The 19,009-nt window shown below is 49.0% G+C and carries 12 protein-coding genes; 10 read left to right on the top strand and 2 right to left on the bottom strand.

The features are described from left to right. Nucleotides 1–9: 9 nt before the first annotated feature. Nucleotides 10–1,578, top strand: coding sequence for a formylglycine-generating enzyme family protein (locus tag ACUY4Q_RS05200; protein WP_458046016.1), 1,569 nt, complete (start codon nt 10–12; stop codon nt 1,576–1,578). A gap of 125 nt (nt 1,579–1,703) precedes the next feature. Here ACUY4Q_RS05200 and ACUY4Q_RS05195 read toward each other — a convergent pair whose 3' ends face one another. Continuing rightward, nucleotides 1,704–2,546, bottom strand: a complete 843-nt coding sequence (locus ACUY4Q_RS05195; RefSeq protein WP_458046015.1) for an MBL fold metallo-hydrolase — start codon at nt 2,544–2,546, stop codon at nt 1,704–1,706. Further along, nucleotides 2,543–3,346 (bottom strand): OBAP family protein, encoded by an 804-nt coding sequence (locus tag ACUY4Q_RS05190; RefSeq protein ID WP_458046014.1) that lies wholly within the window; start codon nt 3,344–3,346, stop codon nt 2,543–2,545. The genes ACUY4Q_RS05195 and ACUY4Q_RS05190 overlap by 4 nt, the downstream gene beginning before the upstream one ends. A gap of 462 nt (nt 3,347–3,808) precedes the next feature. On the opposite strand from ACUY4Q_RS05190, the gene ACUY4Q_RS05185 reads away from it, so the two are divergent. The 9 genes from ACUY4Q_RS05185 to ACUY4Q_RS05145 all read left to right on the top strand — a co-directional run bounded on the left by ACUY4Q_RS05185 (nt 3,809) and on the right by ACUY4Q_RS05145 (nt 18,852). Beyond that, nucleotides 3,809–5,467 carry an ABC transporter substrate-binding protein gene (locus tag ACUY4Q_RS05185; protein WP_458046013.1) on the top strand — a complete coding sequence of 553 codons (1,659 nt, stop codon included), beginning with the start codon at nt 3,809–3,811 and terminating at the stop codon, nt 5,465–5,467. Nucleotides 5,468–5,483: 16 nt separating this feature from the next. Then, nucleotides 5,484–6,437, top strand: a complete 954-nt coding sequence (locus ACUY4Q_RS05180) for an ABC transporter permease (protein ID WP_458046012.1) — start codon at nt 5,484–5,486, stop codon at nt 6,435–6,437. 2 nt (nt 6,438–6,439) lie between these two features. After that, the gene (locus ACUY4Q_RS05175) at nt 6,440–7,333 is read left to right on the top strand and encodes an ABC transporter permease (RefSeq protein WP_458046011.1); all 894 of its coding nucleotides are present in this window, start codon (nt 6,440–6,442) and stop codon (nt 7,331–7,333) included. A gap of 4 nt (nt 7,334–7,337) precedes the next feature. Then, a complete protein-coding gene (locus tag ACUY4Q_RS05170) occupies nt 7,338–8,381 on the top strand; it encodes an ABC transporter ATP-binding protein (RefSeq protein WP_458046010.1) in 1,044 nt (347 codons plus the stop codon). Beyond that, nucleotides 8,371–9,381, top strand: coding sequence for an ABC transporter ATP-binding protein (locus ACUY4Q_RS05165; protein ID WP_458046009.1), 1,011 nt, complete (start codon nt 8,371–8,373; stop codon nt 9,379–9,381). Before ACUY4Q_RS05170 ends, ACUY4Q_RS05165 begins: the two co-directional genes overlap by 11 nt. A gap of 15 nt (nt 9,382–9,396) precedes the next feature. Further along, complete coding sequence (locus ACUY4Q_RS05160) at nt 9,397–10,569, top strand: amidase (RefSeq protein ID WP_458046008.1); 1,173 nt, start codon at nt 9,397–9,399, stop codon at nt 10,567–10,569. Nucleotide 10,570: 1 nt separating this feature from the next. Continuing rightward, nucleotides 10,571–11,839, top strand: a complete 1,269-nt coding sequence (locus tag ACUY4Q_RS05155; protein WP_458046007.1) for a Zn-dependent hydrolase — start codon at nt 10,571–10,573, stop codon at nt 11,837–11,839. Between the two features lie 621 nt (nt 11,840–12,460). Continuing rightward, entirely contained in the window at nt 12,461–17,434 is a 4,974-nt protein-coding gene (locus ACUY4Q_RS05150) for an AAA domain-containing protein (RefSeq protein WP_458046006.1), read from the top strand. After that, nucleotides 17,431–18,852, top strand: coding sequence for a hypothetical protein (locus ACUY4Q_RS05145; protein WP_458046005.1), 1,422 nt, complete (start codon nt 17,431–17,433; stop codon nt 18,850–18,852). Before ACUY4Q_RS05150 ends, ACUY4Q_RS05145 begins: the two co-directional genes overlap by 4 nt. Nucleotides 18,853–19,009 lie beyond the last annotated feature (157 nt).

Raw genomic sequence — 19,009 nt, 5'->3', positions numbered from 1 at the left:
AGAGTGTTTGTGACCTTGACCCTTTCTTCACTGCGGTACGCTTTAGTGCTCGGCCTGCTTACCCCTATGTCTTCAGCGCTGGCGGAGCCCTGGGCTACCAATACCTGGAACCCCAATCCTGATGATGAAGACATCGTTTTGCCAATGCCGTGCGAAGGTTCAATGGCGTTTCGTCGCGTTGAGATCCCCGTGTCAGGTCCGCTGGACGATCTTCCCATCACGCTAGGGCAGGATGGAGGAGACTGGGGCGTTGTCGAACACAGTTACCCGACCTTCATTGCCGGTAGCTTTAGTGAGACCAAAAAAAGCAAAGGTCGTTATTACCTGATGGCCAAGTACGAGCTTACGGCTCTGCAATATAAAGCCCTGATGGAAGGAACCTGCCCGACTCCATCGCGAATGCTCAGTATGCCGGCTACCAGCATGAGCTGGTTTGATGCCATTACTGCTGCCGATAAATATAATCAGTGGCTACGTACTAACGCCCTCGATAAGCTGCCTCAGGAGGATGGAAAGCCTGGATTCCTGCGGCTGCCGACGGAAGTTGAATGGGAGTTTGCGGCGCGCGGCGGCCTCAAAGTGAATAGTGCTGAATTCCGCGATGCCCATTATCCGATGGATGATATGAAAAACTATGAATGGTTTTCTGGCGCGCAATCCTCTAACGGTAAAGTCCAGCTCATCGGGCGATTGCACCCCAACCCGTTGGGCTTGTATGACATGCTGGGTAATGTCTCAGAGATGATGTTTACACCGTTTTATCTCAACAAGCTGAACCGTCTCCATGGCCAGGCCGGAGGGTTCGTGGTGCGTGGCGGTAGCTTCCAGTCAAACCCTGGCGATATTCGCAGCGCGACCCGTAAAGAAGTTAATTACTACGACAACGCCACCCCCTCGACCAGTAAAACCACCGGCCTGCGTCTGGTGCTGGTCGCCCCCACCATCACCTCTACCGATAAAGTGAAACAACTCGAAAAAAGTTGGGAAACCCTGGGTGCTGAAAATCAAAGCGGCGTGAAAACGAAAGACGAAGGTAAAGACACGGCCAAAGCGCTGGGGAGTCTTGCATCCGGGGTCGACGATGCGGCACTCAAACAGAAGCTAAAAGATCTCGAAAACCAACTTCGCGCCAGCAACCAGAAGCAGCAAGAAGAGCGTGCTCAGTCGATTCGCGCCAGCCTTAATTTAGGTTCGTTCCTGTGCACCAAGCTGCAGGATGATGGCCGCTTCATTGATTTCCTGAATCATAACTACGAACTGCTCTGTAAAGACAAAGATGCCAGCGACACCAACTGTGCTAACCGTAAAAGCAAGCTGGGAGAGCAATCAGACAGGCTTCAACAGCTTACGGGCTATTACGCCAGCAGTCTGGTCGACTCTGCGACCTTGTACGGTGCGGACAGTCTCAAGCATGAAGTCTCTGTATTTGAACAAATGCTCACCATCAATAAGCGGCTCACGGGGTTGAAGCCCTTCCTGGCAGCGCATTGGCAGAATCAACAGAAGTACCTGGAAAACGGAAAGATAGATACCGCAGGCTGGCTGGAAAGCTGCAAAAAGACCGCCGGTGGGCAATAACCGTCGCTGAAATTCCGGGCGGTAACAGACAGCCAATGTGAGAAAAGACGCCGTTGCTTTATTGGCGGGCGCGTTTTTGGTACTGAAGGTCGCAGCCAGCCAGGCCTGCGACCTTCGGCCAGAGATTATGGGTTATCGTTTTGTGTAGCCAGCGCGCGTAACTCCAACGCATCATGGCTGCAAAAGAGGGTGATTTCATCGCCATGACGAGAGACAAGCTCCCTCAGTCGCTGTTGATTATGCCGTCTCGCACCATTATCCATGGCCATCATCCACTGATAAAAGCGCAGTCCCGGCGTACAGTGCGGTTTCTGCCCCTGCATTTCACCGCGATAAAACCAGGCATCTCCGCCGTGCAACAGCCAGCCCTGCGGCTGTTTGATTGCGATACCAGCATGCCCCAGCGTGTGCCCTGCGAGCGGCACAAGCAGAATCTCGGGCAAAAGCCCTTGCAAGGCCGTCACCGCCTCAAAGCCATACCATGTTTCACCCCGTGGCTGATAGCCTGTCCAGCCAGAGATGCCGCTCCACTGACCGGGACGATAGCGTTCACGCGCCAGCCAGCTATGCCGCTGCTGAGCGGTATCTATCTCAGTTTGCAGTAGATGAATTCGGGCATGGGGGAAATCGGTAAGCCCACCTGCATGGTCAAAATCAAGGTGTGTCAAAATAATATGCCGAACGTCTTCGGCATGAAATCCCAGTGCTTCTATGCGTGAACGGGCGGTCAACTCTTCCCGTCGTTGGATGTTATTCAGCGCGCGAAAAAAGCCAGACAGACGCTGACCTGGGCGGCGTATGTCGTCCCGCCCGAAGCCCGTATCCACCAGCACCAGCCCATCACGGTCTGTTTCAATGAGCAGACAATGGCACACCAGATGCGCGTGTAAACCCTTGCTGAAGCCATCGTATAAAGCGCCGCCAACGGGACACATACAGCCGCAGTTAAGGTGGTGGACCTTCATCATTTCGCCTCCGAATTGGCCCGCCGGGTTTGCTCAGCCTGACCAAAATGTTGGGTATCACCGTGCGCATGTTCCCCCGCACCCTGCCCCCTTTTTAGCTGAATGACGTCGCCGCGTTGCCATGCATTCGCCCCGTCAACAACCGGATGCGCCACAATATCGGCACGCTCACGCTTGATAGCCTCGGTATTGACGTCCAGTCGTTTGTCTCTGTCTGCCAGCAACTGAGGGTCAAGCTGCCCCTCTGCGGTGAACCCCATCATCAGTGCCGGAATGCCAAGCGGTAACGTTTTATCGCGATCGGTATGCCAGGTGTGCCAGGTTTTTCCGTAGGTGTTCACAATCTTGCTCATCAGCGCTTTATCGGCCACTGCCGGTAAGCCGGGGGCGACCAGGCTCCCGGACTTCACTTCATACTGATGGCTATGCCAGAGTTTTTTCTCTTCTGGCGGCAGCGTTTTAAACAGGCGTTCGCTGATGATGTATTCGACGCCCATCAAACGGGCATCTTTGGTGTTGCCGTCATAAATCACCGCCTGCATCACATCTTCATTCAGCACCGTGACATAGTGATGCGCTTCCATCTGACCATTTTTGTCACCGCTATAAAAATGGAAGCCATCAAGATAGGCGCTTATCGCCTCCACCGGCGGACGGGACTGAATGATTTGCGCACCGGTTTCAAGCGTACGCAGTTGTGAGGAGGTGTGTTCACCGGGAACAGGCGTTTGAGGGGGCGTATTATTCGCTCCGCACCCGGTCAATATCAGGCTCGTTAAGAGTGCAAGAATTACAGGTTTCATCCGCTCTCCAGGTTTCAGATACAGTACTGAACGTAGTACACGAAGTGGGATTCGACGATAAATTAATGCCTGCATGGGTGCCAACGAGACGCGAAGGAAGCCCGCTCTGTCACCGCATTAAGAGTGCGCTATAGACAGCCAGCAACCTGCCCGAATAAAAATATAACGGCTAATAATATCCCTATCTTTATGAAAAGATTTAATAAAAAGCATAACATCAAAATAATATCGCACAGAAATCAAAAGCCGGACGATTTAATGGTGCATTTTTGCAACATAATTCCCGTTACCAGTGCGTAATAAGGTTGAGGTATAAAAAAGAGTTATTTTAATAACGCTGTCAGGCCATCAGTAATAACCGCTTATGATACTCCCCCGCCCTGAATGACATAAATTCTTATTTGACCAACTGGTATGTATCTTGCCTGTTAAAAGTCTCATTTATTTAACAGGGACAACGCGATGCTTAATCAACCTTTCTGGCGTAAACACCGTGTGGCGGTAGCCATTGGCACACTGGCATTGGCGGGCACATTACAGGTACAGGCCTCAACGTTACGTATTGCGATGACGGCCGCGGATATCCCGTTAACGCTGGGTCAGCCGGACCAGGGCTATGAAGGCAACCGCTTTACCGGTATTCCTTTATATGATGCGTTGGTGGAGTGGGACCTATCGCAGGGAGAGAAACCCAGTGGCCTGGTACCGGGGCTGGCAACCGAGTGGCACGTTGACCCACAAAACCAAAGCCGCTGGATCTTTACGTTGCGCCCTGGCGTCAAATTTCATGATGGCACGCCGGTGAATGCCGACGCCATTGTCTGGAACGTCGGCAAAGTCCTCGATAAAGCCTCCCCGCAGTATGCGCCAGGGCAAATCGGTAACACCTTATCGCGTATGCCGACGCTGACCGGCGCAGAAAAAATTGATGACCACACGGTGGTATTGACCACCTCCGAACCGGATGCGCTGCTGCCGTATAACATCACCAACCTGTTTATTGTCTCGCCTACGGCCTGGCAGAAAATCTTCGATGCGGTACCCACTTCGGCGGGCGACACGGCGGCGCGCAGCAAGCAGGCCTGGACCACCTTTGCCTCGCAGGCGGTGGGCAGTGGCCCCTTCAAGCTGGAAAAACTGACGCCGCGTCAGCAGCTCATCCTCGCGAAAAATCCTGACTACTGGAATAAAGAGCGCATTCCGCGCGTCGATAAAGTGGTGCTGATCCCGCTGCCGGAAGCCAATGCCCGCACCGCAGCGCTGTTGTCAAAACAGGTCGACTGGATAGAAGCGCCCGCACCGGATGCCGTTGATCAGATCAAAGCCCAGGGCTTTAAAATTTACGCCAACACCCAGCCGCACCTCTGGCCGTGGCAGTTCTCGTTTCTTGAAGGCTCACCGTGGCGCGATATTCGCGTGCGTAAAGCCGCCAACCTGTGCCTGAACCGCAGCGAGCTCAAAAGCTACCTTGGCGGTTACATGGCTGAAGCCACCGGCGTCTATGAAGAGGGAAATCCGTGGCGCGGTAAGCCGACGTTCCAGATCAAATACGATCCCGACAGCGCGCGAAAACTGATGAGCGAGGCCGGCTACAGCGAGAGTAAACCTCTGCACGTGACCGTGGCGACGTCGGCTTCCGGCTCAGGTCAAATGCAGCCGCTGCCCATGAATGAATATATCCAGCAGAGCTTAAAGAGCTGCTTCTTTAACGTCGACATCAAAGTGAATGAGTGGAACACGCTGTTTACCGGCTGGCGCCTGGGGGCAAAAGATCCTTCTGCACAGGGGGTAAATGCCATCAACGTGAGCGCGGCGGTGACCGATCCCTACTTTGGCATAATCCGCTTTGCCACCGAAAAAGCCTTCCCGCCGACCGCCACCAACTGGGGTTACTTCACCACGCCGGAAACCGAAAAACTGGCTTCTGCCGTTAAGCACGCCTTTACCCCCGCAGAGATGGATAAAGCCGCCGGTGAGCTGCATGCCGCGCTGGTGGATCAGGCGCCGTTCCTGTTTGTCGCCCACGATGTCGGCCCTCGCGCCATTTCTCCGGCGGTAACGGGTGTAGTGCAGCCGCAGAGCTGGTTTATCGACCTAAGTCTGGTGAGTAAAAAAGAGTAATCGAAAAGGAGAGGCCATGATCAGCACACTCTTTTACCGCATTTTGCTGGCGATCCCGACCATGCTGGGAGTCGCGGTGATCTGTTTCTTGTTGGTACAGATTGCACCGGGCGATCCGCTGGTGTCCGTCATGCCACCGGATGCCTCTGAAGCCATGCGCCAGACGCTTATGCAAGCCTACGGCTTTGATAAACCCCTGCCCGTCCAGTTTATGCACTGGCTGTGGCGCGCTCTGCACGGTGATTTAGGCATGTCGGTTGCCACAGGGCGGCCGGTGATTAGCGAAGTGATGAGTGCAGTGAGCTACTCCTTACGCCTGGCGCTGCTGGCGACGGTGATGGGATTTGTCCTCGGCAGCCTGTTCGGTTTTGTCGCGGGCTATTTTCGCAACAGCGTAATCGACCGTCTGGCCTCGCTGTTATCGGTGTTTGGCGTGAGCGTGCCGCACTACTGGCTCGGGATGCTGCTGGTGATTGTCTTCAGCGTGAAGTTTGCGCTGTTGCCTGCCACCGGCGGTGGGCCCATTGGCGAAACGGGCTGGCAGTGGGACTGGGCTCACCTGCAATTCATGCTGCTGCCGGCGATTACGCTGTCGGTCATCCCCACCGGCATTATCGCCCGTACCGTGCGTTCGCAGGTTGCCGACATTCTTAGCCAGGAATTTATTGTCGGTCTGCGCGCCCGTGGGCTGAACGAGTCGCGCATTTTCATCCATGTGGTGAAAAACGCCGCTCCTACCGCGCTGGCCGTCATGGGATTGCAGGTCGGCTACCTGATGGGCGGCTCCATTCTGGTGGAGACCGTCTTCTCATGGCCAGGGACCGGATTGTTGCTCAATACCGCTATTTTTCAGCGCGATCTGCCGTTGTTACAGGGCACGATTTGGGTACTGGCGCTGTTTTTTGTGCTGCTCAATCTGCTGGTGGATGTGCTGCAAACCTCTCTCGATCCGCGTATTAAGAGGAGCTAACCATGGTGGATAGCGTAACCCCAAAAATCCCCGTCGCAGCACCTGTAGCATCGGCTTCACAGGGCTACTGGCGCGGCGTGGGTGCACGACTGGTGCGTGACCCCGGCGGCGTAGTGGTCGGTGTCATTATTTTACTGCTGCTGATGCTGGCGCTGTTTGGCCCGTGGCTGATTGCCAAAGACCCTTATCAGACCTCCATGTTCCTGCGCCTGAAACCCATTGGCACCGAGGGCTTTCCACTTGGCTCCGATGAGCTGGGGCGCGATATGCTTTCCCGCTTGATCCTGGGTACCCGGTTATCGCTGTTTATGGGCATTGTGCCGGTGGTGTTTGCCTTTTTTATTGGCGGCGCGATTGGCATTGTCGCGGGCTACGCCGGGGGCAGAACCAATACCCTGATTATGCGCACCGTCGATATTTTCTATGCCTTTCCCTCCGTGCTGCTGGCGATTGCGCTCTCCGGCGCGATGGGGGCGGGCATTGGTAACGCGCTGCTTTCGTTGACGCTAGTCTTTGTTCCGCAGGTGGCGCGCATTGCCGAAAGCGTAACCGCACAAGTACGCCATATGGATTATATCGATGCCGCCCGCGCCACCGGCGCCAGCGCATTCACCATTATCCGCGTCCAGGTGCTGGGCAATGTACTGGGGCCGATTTTCGTTTTTTCTACCGGGCTGATTTCGGTCTGCATGATCCTCGCCTCGGGTCTGTCATTTCTTGGCCTGGGGGTTCGCCCGCCAGAACCAGAGTGGGGGCTGATGCTCAATACCTTACGTACCGCAATCTACACCCAGCCGTGGGTGGCGGCGCTGCCGGGGATGATGATTTTTATCACCTCCATCTCATTCAACATTCTGGCGGATCGCCTGCGGGCCGCCATGGCGATAAAGGAGTAACAGCATGCAACCTTTTATCAATGTCGATATCGGCGGCCCGGCGCAGCCTCTGCTGCGGGTGAATCAACTGGTGAAGCATTTCCACCTCGGGGCGCGTAAAGGTAACGAAGTGGTACAGGCGGTAGATAACGTCAGCTTTGAAGTGCATAAAGGGGAAACGCTTGGCGTGGTGGGCGAATCCGGTTGCGGTAAATCCACCACCGCGCGCGTGCTGATGCAGCTGTTAGCGCAGGACAGCGGCGAACTGGTATTCGACGGTGAAGCCGTTGGCTCATCGCGCCTGCCGCTGAAAGCCTATCGCCGCCAGGTGCAAATGGTGTTTCAGGATAGCTACGCGTCGTTGAACCCACGCCTGACGATGGAAGAGAGCATTGCATTCGGCCAGCAGGTGCACGGCATTAGCCGCAATGAAGCCAATGAATATGCGCGATATTTACTGGCGCACGTTGGGCTTGATCCGGCCCGTTTTGCCCATCGCTACCCGCATGCGCTATCCGGCGGTCAGCGCCAGCGCGTTAACATTGCCCGTGCCCTGGCCATGAAGCCAAGAATGGTGATCCTTGATGAAGCCGTTTCTGCGCTCGATAAATCGGTCGAAGCCCAGGTGCTGCAACTGTTGCAGGAGCTGAAACGCACGCTGAATCTCACCTACGTGTTTATCAGCCACGATCTGCATGTGGTGCGCTGGCTGTCAGATCGCATTCTGGTGATGTATCTCGGTGAAGTGGTGGAGATAGGCCCTTCGGAGGCCTTATTTACCGCCTCTGCGCACCCCTATACCCGCGCGTTGCTCAGTTCCATGCCGTCCATGGACCCGGCAAACCGCACCCTGGTGTCTCCGCTCTCCGGCGATCCGCCAAGCCCCATTTCACCACCCGCAGGCTGCCGTTTTCATACCCGCTGCCCGCATGCCAAAGCCGTGTGTTCTGAAGTTAAACCCGCGCTGCAATATGTTGGCGAAGGGCACCAGAGCGCCTGCCTGATGGCGCAGCCGGATTCGGTATACCACCAGGCCATTTCGTTGCAGGAGGTCAGCCATGTCGCATGAAGCCTATGTCCATGTCCGCGATTTGCAGGTGGAGTTTCGCCGTGACGGTCAGACCATCAATGCGGTGAACGGTGTCTCATTCGACGTACGCAAAGGGGAAGTGATGGCGCTGATTGGTGAATCGGGTTCCGGCAAAAGCGTCACCCTGCGGGCGCTGATGCGCCTGCATCCGCCAAAAAGCAGCGTTCTGAGCGGTACCATTACGGTGGGTGATGACGCGGTACTGAACATGAATTCGCAGCAACTGCGGCATTTCCGCGGGAAGACCTGCGCGATGATTTTTCAGGAACCGTTGCTGGCCTTTGACCCGGTGTACACCGTCGGGCAACAGATCATTGAGGGGCTGCGTCGTCATGAAGGACTATCGCGGAGCGATGCCAAAGCGCGTGCGCTTGAGGCTTTGCGCCATGTACGCATTCCCAGCCCCGAACGGCGGCTGGACGCTTACCCACATGAGATGTCGGGGGGCATGCGCCAGCGGGCAATGATAGCGTTGGCTCTCTCCTGTAACCCCCGGTTGTTGCTGGCAGATGAACCCACCACCGCGCTTGATGCCACGGTACAAATTCAAATTTTGATCCTGCTGCGTGAACAGCAAAAACTGCGTGATTTGTCGATAATCTTTGTGACCCATGACATGGGTGCGGCGGTAGAAATTGCCGATCGGGTGGCCGTCATGTACGCCGGACGAATCGTCGAAGAAGCCCCGATGGCGGACATTCTCTCCCGTCCACGGCACCCTTATACCCGCGTGTTACTCGGCAGTCGCCCGAAAGAGGGGCTGAAAAAAGGCGATGCGCTGTACTGCATTCCCGGCTCGCCGCCGGATCTCGCCTGCCTGCCACCGGGCTGCGCTTTTGCCGCGCGTTGTCCGCATGCCCAGGCCTCCTGCACCCAGATGCAACCGGCCACGGAACAGGTCGCCGACCGCCATGTGGTCAGTTGCCACCGCTGGCGCGAGCTGGCCGCCGATACCACAACACAACAGGCTTATGCCTGAATCTGAGGAGGTAAAATGCAGGATCCTGCCCGTGCTTTTATGCCTTATCCCTTTGTGCCCGTCCCGCATGCCGAAAGCGGCCCCCTTTCGGGGCTGACGTTTGCGGTAAAAGATCTGTTTGATCTGGCGGGCTACCCGACCGGCGGTGGCAACCCGCATGTGCTGGCGGCCTCAGGCGTTAAGTCCACCACCGCGCCGGTGGTGCAAACGCTGCTCGATAACGGCGCGCGGTTTGTGGGCAAAACCCACACCAGCGAGCTGGCCTATTCGATGAGTGGTCACAATATCCATTACGGCACGCCGCGTAACGGCGCTGCACCGCTGCGTATTCCCGGCGGTTCCTCTTCTGGCTCTGCGTCTGCCGTCTCTCACAGTCTTTGCGATATTGCGCTCGGCACTGACACCGGCGGTTCTGTACGTACACCCGCCAGCTATTGTGGCTTGTTGGGCCTGCGCCCGACGCATGGCCGCTTATCGCTGGCGGGCTGCCAGCCTTTGTGTGCCACCATGGACACCTGCGGTTTCTTCGCACGGACCCCGCAGGCCTTTAGCGCGGCGGCGGACTGCCTGCTGGGTGAAGACATCAGCGCACCGCGCACTGTCGAACTGGCCTGCCATGAGGGGTTGTTTGCCGATTTACCGTTGCAGAGTCAGCAGGCCCTGTCGCCGGTACGCGAACAGCTCGCCCAACGCTTCGGCAGCGTGCAAATCCTTGATGCCTCCTTACCCGCGCGTGAAGCCGTCTACCTCGCCTTTCGCCAAATCCAGGGTTATGAAGCCTGGCAGTCACAAGGGGCCAATATTGAGCGTCTTGGGATGCAACTGGGGCTGGACGTGGCCGAGCGTTTTGCCTGGGGTAAGGCGGTGACCGGCGCACAATACGACGCGGCTTGCCAGCTGCGCGACACCTTCACCGCCTGGTGGCAGTCGCAGTTAGGCAACCGTATTTTGATCCTGCCCACAGTCCCGGACATTGCCCCGCTGTTGAGTGCCACTCCACAAGAAATCGAGGCTACGCGCCGACTCTCCCATGATTTGTTGCTTATTGCCGTGCTGACGGGGCGTCCGCAGGTAAACATTCCGGCCACTATGCTTGAGGGGGCGCCACTGGGGATCTCACTGCTCGGCCCGTGCGGCAGCGATGCATTACTGGTTTCAATGGCCACCACCTTTATGCAGGGAGAATAAGATGACGAGCGATGTACTGAACCCGTCGGCCACAGAGCTGACTGCCCACCGAATCAACGGCGAACGGCTGTGGGATTCACTGATGGAGCTGGCAAAAATTGGTGCCACACCGAAGGGCGGCTGCTGTCGCCTGACGCTGACCGATCTCGACAGACAGGGGCGCGACCTGGTGATTGGCTGGGGCAAAGCGGCCGGACTGAGCATCACCATTGATAAAATCGGTAACGTCTTTATGCGCCGGGAAGGACGCAACCCGCATCTGCCACCAGTGGTGGCGGGCAGCCATATCGATACGCAACCAACGGGTGGCAAGTTTGACGGCAACTTTGGCGTGCTGGCGGCGCTGGAGGTGGTGCGCACGCTGAACGATTTGCAGATCGAAACCGACGCGCCGGTGGAAGTGGTGTTCTGGACCAATGAAGAGGGGTCGCGCTTTGTGCCCGTGATGATGGGCTCAGGCGTCTTTGCCGGGGTCTTCCCGCTGGAAAAAATCTACGCCGCCACCGATGCCGAAGGCAAAACGGTGTTGCAGGAACTGGAGAAGATTGGCTACGTCGGCCAACAAACGCCGGGCGATCACCCGATAGGCGCTTACTTTGAAGCGCACATTGAGCAGGGGCCGATCCTCGAAGAAGAGGAGAAAATCATTGGCGTGGTGCAGGGCGTGCTGGGGATCCGTTGGTATGACTGCACTGTAACTGGTATGGAGTCTCACGCTGGCCCCACACCCATGCATCTGCGTCAGGATGCGTTGCAGGTGGCGACCCGCATCATGCAGGAAGTGGTGGCGATTGCCGGGCGCAGTGAAGAGGGGCGCGGCACGGTAGGCATGGTGCAGGTGTATCCCAACAGCCGCAATGTGGTGCCGGGCGAAGTGACGTTCTCTGTCGATATGCGCAACATCAGCGATGCCGCCGTCGACGAGATGGATGCCCAATTGCAGGACTTCGTGATGGCGGTGTCGCAGGAGAGCGGTCTTGGCATCACGCTCAAACAGGTGAGCCACTACCCCGCCGCACCCTTTGATGCCCGCTGCCAGCAGTCGATAGGCCGTGCAGCAGAGCAGCTCGGTTATCCGTCCCGACCGATTGTCTCCGGTGCCGGGCACGATGCGGTCTATATGAGTTACCTGGCACCCACCGGGATGATCTTTATCCCTTGTAAAGACGGCATCAGCCACAACGAAATTGAGTATGCCTCACCCGAACATGTCGCCGCCGGGGCGAACGTACTGCTTCAGGTGGTGATGGAGTACGCCAACGCGGGCTAACGTCACGTTTAAATCACCAAGTGGCATCAGGCCTGGCGTGTTTCTGATGTCACGTTTTTGGGCAGGAATGACGGGATGACGACAGCTTTAAGTTTATTAAAAACCACATAGTGTCACCAAAGGTGAAGGTATAGATAAAATTCTAAACTACCTCATCCACTCGGCTAAAACAGCCTCAAGCTTCTTCAGTGCCTGGATATGCTCTTCAGGAGCCAGATGCCAGTCCGATTGCCCACTCTTGAAAGGCATCAAAAAAACGTAATCCCAGTGCGTAAAGTGTTCTTTAATGCTGATTTCAATATCAGTGCATCAACCAGGATCAGGGACCCGCAATATGGAAGGTTCAGCACAATAAATCGCTGCAGGCGAATATCATGGACTGACCCCACCCCGGTAGACAAATTTTGCCCTCACGACGAGACCTGTTCAAAGGCCTCCGGACTGACGCCACCGAACTGTCTGTTAAACCCGTGGCGGTTCAGTCTTCTGAAAAGAATTACCACTATTATCTTTAGAAATTAGAAAGTTAGTGTACATCACATAAACCAACTGGATAGATGACAGCAACAATTTACAGTGGTATTTTCTCTCAGTCGTTAGTAGATATACTGAGGAATAATTTTGGAAATAAAAATTTGGGAAGGCGGATTACAGGCACAAGAACTGAATGCTATTGAAAAAATAAAATCGACCTTTAGCCCACCACCGCCAAAACTGCCTAACCATGGCAAGTCAATGCAAGAACAGTTACGTAACATATCAGGTTCAAGCATGTTTCCCTGGAAAGGATATGCTGGCTTTCGATTTGTAGATGTGAATAGTGGATACGAGGGTGAATTCGACTTAGTGATTGTTACTCATTGCAATGTGCTAATTATCGAATTGAAAGATTGGAACAATGGGAAGGTTACTTCCAGCAAGGATAACTGGTACAAAAACTCTCGCTTAATGGGGCGTTCTCCAGTAAGCATTACCCGCAACAAAAAGTTTTTATTAGATAATAAAATTAAACGTGAAAGGCATCGATTCACTAATAAAGACTTTCCTCCTTCAGTTGAGTTTCTTATCGTCATGACTGGTAACGCGGATTTCTCACAATTACCGGATCATGAACGACTTCACACACTAAGTTTAGATGATTTTCTTTCATTATCCGACAAAAAAACATTCCAAAACAAGTTCAGGCCACATCCAGCCGCACAAGTATTAAACAAAGATTTTCATGTGTTTGACGACTTATTCAATATTAATGCAACGGCACCTAAACCAATTAGCGTTGGTGGGTATAAATCAAGCACGTTAATATTTGATGAGCACCCAACAAAGCTTTATCGAGAGTTCTTGGCTATTTCAGAAGTATCTAGACAAGATGAGGCACTGTTGAGAGTATGGGACTTTAGTAATTTTCGCGGAGTTAAAGGAGGCACACCAGAAGGAAGGTATAGTATTGTCTCTCGTGAGCGTGAAGTTCTTGGTTATATTAAACACCAAAACCATGATCTCTACAAACACTGTTTACGTTCTTTAACTAGCATACAGAAAGAAGATATAACAACGGAATTCAATGAAATATTTGAACTTCCCCCGAGCCATAATCGTTTTAATGAGTTTATTGGGAAATTCGGACTGAACTTTTCAGATTCCGATCGTATTAATTTAGTTAAGCTGTTGATAGCGAAATTTGCCGATTTGCATAGAATAAAAATAGCCCATAGGGATCTTGCAGATCATAGTTTATGGATTTCACCAGGTAAAGAAATTGCCTTATCTAATTTTATCTCGGCATATCACCAGCCCATAGGTACAGTTGGTGACTACAGAAGCCAGTTGTCAGTTATTGGTACAAAACCCGATAATGAACTAACTCCATTCCAAGAAGATGTTAAATCCATTGGTATTATTTGCTGGCATATACTATCTAATTTGAGAATGTCTGAGATTAGTTTAGAGGAAATGCAGAAGAAACTCTCTGCCTCCACATTTTGGTATAGCGAAATTTTAATCAACGCCATCAATGGAAAATATTATTGTGATGCAGGAGAGCTTTTTGATGCTTTAAAATCAATAGAGCCAAAACTTGATAACCACTTTGACTTCGATGATTCTGAATTAGAACCATTTAGAAGAACAATAAATCACTCGAGGCAGTATAGAGATGATGAATTTATAGTTGAAACAGATGAGAAGGAAGTCTATATCTCAGGCGATCTCATAGTTAAAGCCTGGCTCAATATAAATCCTACTAATGATGAGCCATTACTGGGCTCAAAAATAGTACACTTTCTCAAACGTATTGAACGTATTGCATCCATAAACCCTCCTTATATACCCTGCATTAGAGAATATGGCATAGCGACAAAATCATCTAGCCTCTTTCTTGTTACTGACAAATGCACTGGAGATTTTTTTGATACTGTGCAAGTGACGCAGGATGAAAAAATAAGTATTATAAATAAGTTGATAGCTGCAATTGAACACCTTCATGGATTGGGCATTTATCATGGTGATTTACACCCTAAAAATATCCTAGTGAATGGCGAAGGCAGTGAACTTGAAATCAAAATTATTGATATTCCTGACTTTTGTTTAGATGGTAATGAACCTAAAAGCCCTCGCTATTGTCCAGAACAATTTGACAGTTGCACTGGATTTGAAAGAGATAACTTTGCAGTTATGAGGTTAAGCTGTGAGTTACTCGGTATCGAGTGGGGAGGTAATTCTGAACACTTTACCGAGCTAGCTGATTGTATAAAAAATGGACTACAAGACCGTGCCGCTGGGTTCAAAGATTTACTGCGTTTTAAACAAGCTTTATTACCCACTAAGGATATTACAAACTCAATAATTGAAATTACTGCAAAAGAAATTCTTGAAGATTTAACAATTTATCCAGATAATGGAGAACTATACGTTCACGTTGAGAAAAGTAACACAAATAGCACTGATGTTCTTATTACTTTCATTGGACTTGGCGGGCAAGTTAAAACTATTTACCGAACTACTGAAAAGGCTTTCATCGTTTGTTTTCGACCGAATGTTAGAGATAACCTACGTAAATCAGATATTGAAAAATGTCAGTTAGTCTTAGATTTCTCTATTCATATACAATCTGGCTCAGTAATGGAACTATCCGGATTGTCCAAAGAACTTTCTACTAATGAAGCCTTTTTAAGAACGGTAGATACAGTTTACAATCAGGATGAAGAACCAAAGATTGATGGTTTAACTGAACAATTAAAAGAAGCTTTTAGAAAATTAGATCAGGGCAATAATAAAGAGAATATTCTCTCTATTTCTACCGCTAAACTCTGGAAAGCAATATTAGAAACTGAGACTGAAGCATATCCATACATCGAGATAGTGGGGGGCGTAGTATCTGTTGAAGATAATGACAACGAAATTATTTTGCCATACTCTTCAGATGTAGATGCCCTGGGAGAGTTTGCAAAAACTGATATCGTGGAAGCTTTACAAACTAAAGGTGATGAAGAAGTCAGATTAGGTGAAGTCATACTAAAACAAAGTGCACTCAATGAAATTCGCTTACATAAACTTAGCTTTAAAGCCAAGCATTTAGAAGATGGCGATCAAGTCTTCTTTAGAACCAAAGCAGATAAAGCTTCATATATTAAGAGAAAAACAGCCCTTCAAAGAATATTAGATCGTGAAAGTGTTATAAGTAATTTATCTCAGTATTTTGATACTGACTGTAATATTGATGCTACTCAATATAAAATTGAAGTTACAGATACGGATTTTTCACGATACGATCGAAAAGATGATCATGGAAATAATATAATCCTTAATGAGCAACAGCGTAATGCTTTTTCAAAATTACTAAACAATGGCCCATTATCCTTACTACAAGGACCTCCAGGCACTGGAAAAACAGAGTTCATTGCTGCTTTTGTTCATTATCTTATTGAAAAACAGAAATCCAAAAGTATCTTATTGGTTAGCCAATCACATGAAGCAGTTAATACTGCTGCTGAAAGGATCAGAAAGCACTGTATACGCTTAGGGACACCTTTAAATATTGTGAGGTTTAGCAATCGCGAAGGGGCTGTATCAACAGGACTTAAAGATGTTTACTCAAATGCTATAATTGCAGAAAAAAGAGAACTTTTTAGAGCAGAGTTTAAATATCGAGTAGAATTCTTATCTCAAGCATTAGGATTACAGCCTGAGTTCATTTCCTCTATAGTCGAAGCTGAACTTGTTCTATTTAAACAAATCGAAAATTTGAGTAAGTGCTTTGATGCTATACAAAATCAACAGCTAGAAAAAGACGAGCAACACCAGTTGAAATTGAATATTGCATCTCTTGATGCGAGCATACGAAAATCCTTATCTCAAGTGTATTTACTAGATTACCCAGCAGATAAAGATATAAGAATGGCGAAACGTGAAGTCATTAATCATTTATGCTCACGATACTCGGTTCGCCCTGATGAAGCAAGAAAAGCGACTGCTTTGGCTGCTGTATCTCGTGACATGATAGATGTTTTAGAAACAGAGCGTGTAAATTATGAAGAATTTTTTGCGCGCTCAAGGAAATTAGTAACCGGGACATGTGTAGGTATCGGACAAAAACATTTAGGCATAGCTGAAAATCAATATGATTGGGTAATAATAGACGAAGCTGCTCGCTCTATTGCAAGTGAATTAGCTATAGCTATGCAATCAGGAAAACGTGTACTTTTAGTCGGTGACCATAAACAATTACCTCCATTGTATTCTGATGCTCATAAAAGAGCTCTTGCTTTAAAATTAGGTATTGCAGACAAGGATGTTGACTTAGATGCTATTTTACAGAGTGATTTTGCGAGAGGCTTTGAATCTCCGTATGGAATTCAAGCAGGAGCATCTCTGCTCACTCAATATCGTATGGCTCCTCAGATTGGTAATATTGTTTCTGCAACTTTCTATAACGGCGAGCTTGAAAATGGGTCTCGTTCAATCCCCGATATTTATAACGATGTCCCAGCAGCATTACAGAGTATTGTTACTTGGATTGATACCTCTAAGTTGGGTAAGAAATGCTATCACAGCGAGGATAAAGGTATCAGTATCTACAATCGTACTGAAGCCGATATCATCATAAACTTGCTAAAAAATATATCCTGTAAACCAGATTTCGTTAACTCCTTAAAGGACATAGTAAAAAAAGATGAGGCTGCTATTGGTGTAATTTGTATGTATGGTGAACAAAAAAGAATTATAAGGCAAAAATTTAATGAGATTGATTGGAATGATGATTTCAAATCATTGGTAAAAATTGATACTGTTGATAGTTATCAAGGTAAAGAGAATAGAATCATAATTCTTTCTGTAACACGTTCTAGTTCTGATAAAAAACCTAAATTTTTAAAAACTCCCAATAGAATAAACGTTGCAATATCTCGATCTATGGATCGATTAATAATCGTGGGTTCAACACATATGTGGACAGGTACTAATAAAGATCTTCCACTAGGGAAAGTTCTTAGCTTTATATCAGATCGTTCATCTGAAGATAAGCAAAACTTTTATGAGAAATCACCAAATTATCGAATAGTTGATATCGAGAAAAATCTTGAAGAGGTATCAAAATGAGTGAGCAAATTAGATTGAGCTATCATGAAATGGATTTTCTTGTTCCAGTTCATCGATTTAACATCCAATTTTCATATGTAACTAAGCAAGGCTTATCTTTCATCAGAGAGTTTGTCTTACGTTTAGTACAGCTTGCACCTATGAAACCTTCACAAATAGCAACTTATATTGGATTAAATAAGGATGAAGTTGATGAAGCTATTTCTGATCTCATGGATAAGGGAGATCTGCGTTTCAATACGCATGGGAGTGTTGAACTTACACCACAATCTATAGGATACTTTGATAGTATTGGTTCCCCCCCTAAGACTTCATCAATTCAGGAAACGGGTACTACATTGTCGTTCGAGTTATGTGGCTTTAATTGCATAGGAAATAAGCGTACATTCGATCGCTGGAAACAAGGGATTGAATTGCATGTTGACAACAAACTATTATCTTGCTCAGAAAATTTAGCTAAAGAAAAATTCCAGAAAGAATTTTATAAATATCTCGACAAAGGCTATCTCAAAGGTGTTAGAACTGAAGGGACGGATCGCCCAAGCATATACACAATGGATGCAGTAAACAAATTAACAAAAGATGCTCTTAGATTAACTTGCAAATTCTATGTTGATGTAGATGGAAGACCTATTGAACGAGAAGATTTCGATCTATTAGATGATTCCGCTGATATTCATGAAATGATAACAAAAAGCCTAGGTCATAACAAAAGACCATCCAATATATCGATGATAGCTACAGCTATGGCTAACTTTGAAGATACATGGACTAAGAAAGTTTTTAACGATTTCTCTATCAGCCCCGCATCTTTTGCTATTGCATCCGCTGAATCTCTAGCCAACTTACAAAAGCCTAAAATACTGGCAGGTCCATTATATTCCAATTCAAATTGGAACTTTATATCGAATAAGATCCAAAAATACATTACTAATAGAACTACATCAGAAGAAAAAAAAGCAAAGCAACTAGTATGGTTAGCTCCGTCTGATCCTTATTGGGGGAAATCATCACAAATCATCGACTGTTTAAGTGAGTTAGAGAATCTCCAGCTGACAACAGGTAAAAATCCTGAGAGGGTATTTACGCCTAAATTATACCTTCCTCTATCAAGTCCTGCAGATAGAAGGACATTAAGCAAACTTGTTTATGATTTTAGAGAAAGTGCTAATTTAAACTATGGTGTTGCTGAAGGATTTATGGATGGTAATGTCGAAGTTTTATACTTAGAAAATGAATTTATTGTTGTTTTCTATCATATTAATTTCCCTGAAAGCTTACCTGTCACATTGCCAGTAGGTTTTATAACTGAGGATAAAAAAATCCTCAACAAAATCTCTAAACTGGTCGAAGAGTATATAGACAGCTCAAGTTCTCATGACAAACCACATAATTTTGGCCTTCTAATAAACCTCTAATATTAAAATATCCTTCGCCAACGCGAGGGATATTTTATCATTTATTCTTTTTGCTATTGAATCCAAAACCATGGGTTAACTAAAATATATTGTATTTTATAAAAAGCCTTGCTTGCAGCCCTAAATTTATCGTAACCATATTAATAAAAATCGACAT

The organism is Phytobacter cepae (genome assembly GCF_054165735.1).
This window is presented reverse-complemented; position numbering and strand designations above follow the sequence as displayed.

Coding starts and splice junctions, on each gene's coding strand:
- ACUY4Q_RS05195 (WP_458046015.1), bottom strand. CDS start 2,546: ATGATGAAGGTCCACCACCTTAACTGCGGCTGTATGTGTCCCGTTGGC.
- ACUY4Q_RS05145 (WP_458046005.1), top strand. CDS start 17,431: ATGAGTGAGCAAATTAGATTGAGCTATCATGAAATGGATTTTCTTGTT.
- ACUY4Q_RS05180 (WP_458046012.1), top strand. CDS start 5,484: ATGATCAGCACACTCTTTTACCGCATTTTGCTGGCGATCCCGACCATG.
- ACUY4Q_RS05190 (WP_458046014.1), bottom strand. CDS start 3,346: ATGAAACCTGTAATTCTTGCACTCTTAACGAGCCTGATATTGACCGGG.
- ACUY4Q_RS05160 (WP_458046008.1), top strand. CDS start 9,397: ATGCAGGATCCTGCCCGTGCTTTTATGCCTTATCCCTTTGTGCCCGTC.
- ACUY4Q_RS05185 (WP_458046013.1), top strand. CDS start 3,809: ATGCTTAATCAACCTTTCTGGCGTAAACACCGTGTGGCGGTAGCCATT.
- ACUY4Q_RS05170 (WP_458046010.1), top strand. CDS start 7,338: ATGCAACCTTTTATCAATGTCGATATCGGCGGCCCGGCGCAGCCTCTG.
- ACUY4Q_RS05165 (WP_458046009.1), top strand. CDS start 8,371: ATGTCGCATGAAGCCTATGTCCATGTCCGCGATTTGCAGGTGGAGTTT.
- ACUY4Q_RS05175 (WP_458046011.1), top strand. CDS start 6,440: ATGGTGGATAGCGTAACCCCAAAAATCCCCGTCGCAGCACCTGTAGCA.
- ACUY4Q_RS05155 (WP_458046007.1), top strand. CDS start 10,571: ATGACGAGCGATGTACTGAACCCGTCGGCCACAGAGCTGACTGCCCAC.